Raw genomic sequence first — 3091 nt, forward strand, 5'->3', positions numbered from 1 at the left:
AATGTGGATAAGCGGAGAGATTGGTTGGGGGTGTGGACAAGAGGCCATCCGGCAGCTGGTGGCCGCGGGCACGGTGACGTGGCCGCTGCGGGCAGCGAGCAGGAATCCGCGGCCGTCGGCTCGTCTCTCTTGCTGGTGAAGACGTAGAGGTCACGGATGTGGCCCTGCCGACCTCAGAGGGTTGGGTCAGCGCCTCCCCCACGCAGAGCGACACTGGGGGGCCGAGGATCCCCATCGCTCACGCAGCACGCGTCACCCCCCACTGCCAGGGGCCGGGCGCTCGTCCGGGATCGGCGCCGGCTCGATGCTGGCGGCGGCGCGGCACGTCCGTCCCGGCGCGCATGCCGCAGGTGTCGGCGATACTGTGCGCGTGGAGTACGTGTCCAGAGTGCCGCGACCGCCACTGGACGGGCTGATCGACGACCTCTACTACTTGGAGGGCGCGCCCCCGTATGCCCGTTTCACGCTGCCGCCGGCCCCGTCGGCGCTGCTCATCGTCAACCTCGGAGCGCCGTTCCGCATCCGCGGCTGCGCCGACATCGAGACGGCCGAGTACGCCGACGGCTGCGTGGTCGCCATGCCCACCCGCGCGTGGGAGTTCGGCTACCCATTCCGGACCCGATCAGTCGGCGTGCACGTCAAGCCATGGGGGCTGGCGCCGTTCCTGCCGATGCCCGCGGCAGAGCTGTGCGACCGGCCGGTGACGATCGAGCAGGTGTGGGGCCGACCCGCCGTTGCTGAGCTGCGAGAGCGGCTGGCCATGGCGGACGGACCGCACGAGATGCTGACGCTGCTCGAGGAGGAGCTGATGCGACGGCTGTGCGAGACCGCCGGCCTGGGGCTGGTCCGCCATACGACCAGCGTCATCACGGCGACAAGCGGGGCGGTGGCGATCGGAGACCTGAGTGTGGCAGCCGGTGTCAGCAGCACTCATCTGGCACAGCGGTTCAAGAAGCTGATCGGCGTCACGCCGAAGCGGCTGGCCCGCACCCACCGCTTCACCGCCACCGTCTTCGCGATCGACCCCGCCGGACCGATCGACTGGGGCGACCTCGCCCATGGCGCGGGCTACTTCGACCAGGCCCACTTCGATCACGAGTTCCGGGCGTTCACCGGGCTCACACCGACGCGGTACGTCGAGGTCCGGCGGCGGTTCCTGCGCGAACATCCCGGCCACGTGCTGGAGGGCTGGCCGCTGCCGGCCGATTGATTTCTTACAAGAGCCACAACTGATGACGGCGCTAGTTTGGGGCACTTCGGAGCAGAGGAGGCCCCCGTGGGCAAGGTAGTCATGTACGCGACGGTGTCCGTGGACGGTTTCATCGCGGACGAGAAAGATCAGCCCGGACCGCTGTTCGACTGGTTGCTCAGCGGTGACGTCCCGTTGGACGAGAGCGGTGTGGTGAAGGTGTCACAGACGTCCTACGACTACACGCGGTCGTACTGGGACCAGGTCGGTGCGACGATCGCCGGCCGTCATGTCTTCGACCTGACGGACGGCTGGGACGGGACACCTCCAGCCGGGATCGACCACGTCGTCGTCGTGACCCATCGGGGCAGGCCCGAGGGCTGGCATCCCGAGGCGCCGTTCCACTTCGTCGACGGCGTCCAGGCGGCCGTGGCCAAGGCGCAGGAGCTCGCGGGTGACCGCCTGGTCGAGGTCGCCGCCGGCGACGTCGGTGGCCAGGCACTTGCCGCGGGTCTGATCGACGAGGTGCGCATGGACGTCGTACCCGTCGTGTTCGGATCCGGCAAGCGCTACTTCGGGTCGGTCGACGCGCAGCACCTGTTGGAGGATCCCGAGGTGCTTCAGGGCGACCGGGTGCTTCACCTGCGCTATCGGGTGCGCCGCTGACGGACCTGGGCCGGTACGCGAAGAACTCCACCGCGGACGGTGACACAAGATCGGGCCGGCTGCGTTCGCGCATCGCAGTCCTTGGTGGCAGTTGACGGCGATCCGCCCGAGCGGCACCTGCAGCACGAGGCGGAGTTGCGCAGGTGGCCATTGGCTCCGGTTGGACGCCGGCACCGAGCGGCGCGGCCGACGACGGGCGGCTTGTGGGTGACCGACGTCGGCGGGCGAACCTTGGCGGAGGCCCGCTGTCGACGGGCCCGTGCACAACCGCGGCGGCGGCCGGGAGGTGGCGTCCCTAGCGCGCCGCTAGTCCTCGCCGAGTTCAGCGGCGCGCTCGGCGGCGTCGGTCTCGTCGTCGATGTCGGCCTCGGCGGCCCGCAGGAACCAGCGCCTCGCCTCCGTCTCGCGGCCGGCGGCCAGCAGGGCGTCGGCGTAGGCGTAGCGGAGGCGGGCGACCCATTCAGCGCGGGCCTTGGATCGCAGCTCGGGCACCTGGAGCGATACCGCCGCGGCCTCGTGATCGCCGAGGTCGCGCCGGGCGCCGGCCGCGACGATGAGCATCTCGATGCGCCCGGCGGTGTCCAGGCCGGTGACGGCCGGATCGTGGGAGAGATCGAGGGCCCGCCGCGGACGGCCGAGGCCGCGCTCGGCGTCGGCCATCATGGGCAGGTACTCCGCGGAACCGGTCATCCTGCGGGCGGCCCGCAGCTCTGACAGAGCGTCGGCGTACTTGCCGGCGACGTAGGCGGCGACGCCGGCGGCCTCGCGGACCACGCCGATGCGGCCGGCCTTCCGGCGTGCGGCCATCGCGTGCTCGTACGCCAGCTGCGGGTCCTCGTCGAGGAGGCGCTGCGCCATCACGAGATGCCGCGACACCGCGGCGGCCATCTGCCCGGAGAGCGCGCTGAGCTCGGACCTGATCTCCTCGTCGAGCTCGCGGCCGGTCACGTCCTCGTCGACGATCGGATCAGGGACGCGCGGGGCGCTGCTGGGGCCTGGGGCGGTACGGGAACGGTCGCCGCCATCGTCCGGGCCTCGGGACGCCGCTCCGCGCGGGCCACGGTCACTGCCGCTTCGTGGGCCACCGCCGCGGCGGTCCGCGCCGGGCCGGTCGCCGCCACGACCAGTGCCGGGACGCCCACCAGCGCGGCCGCCCGACGAACGGTCGCCGCCGGAAGAGCCGCCCCATCGGCCCCCGGACGCGCCGGAGCCACCGTCGCCACCCCGGCCCCCGGA

General features: G+C 71.8%; 3 protein-coding genes. 2 read left to right on the forward strand and 1 reads right to left on the reverse strand.

The window, feature by feature from the left end; all coding sequences use genetic code 11:
* The first annotated feature begins 364 nt into the window (after window positions 1-364).
* Both C1I92_RS32780 and C1I92_RS32785 read left to right on the forward strand, forming a co-directional pair.
* The gene (locus C1I92_RS32780; protein ID WP_111258812.1) at window positions 365-1210 is read left to right on the forward strand and encodes a helix-turn-helix domain-containing protein; all 846 of its coding nucleotides are present in this window, start codon (window positions 365-367) and stop codon (window positions 1208-1210) included.
* 66 nt (window positions 1211-1276) lie between these two features.
* The gene (locus C1I92_RS32785; protein WP_111258813.1) at window positions 1277-1855 is read left to right on the forward strand and encodes a dihydrofolate reductase family protein; all 579 of its coding nucleotides are present in this window, start codon (window positions 1277-1279) and stop codon (window positions 1853-1855) included.
* 306 nt (window positions 1856-2161) lie between these two features.
* On the opposite strand, the gene C1I92_RS32790 is transcribed toward C1I92_RS32785, so the two are convergent.
* The gene (locus C1I92_RS32790) at window positions 2162-2803 is read right to left on the reverse strand and encodes a hypothetical protein (RefSeq protein WP_199521833.1); all 642 of its coding nucleotides are present in this window, start codon (window positions 2801-2803) and stop codon (window positions 2162-2164) included.
* Window positions 2804-3091: the final 288 nt, after the last annotated feature.

It is taken from the genome of Jiangella anatolica (genome assembly GCF_003236295.1).
GTDB lineage: Bacteria > Actinomycetota > Actinomycetes > Jiangellales > Jiangellaceae > Jiangella > Jiangella anatolica.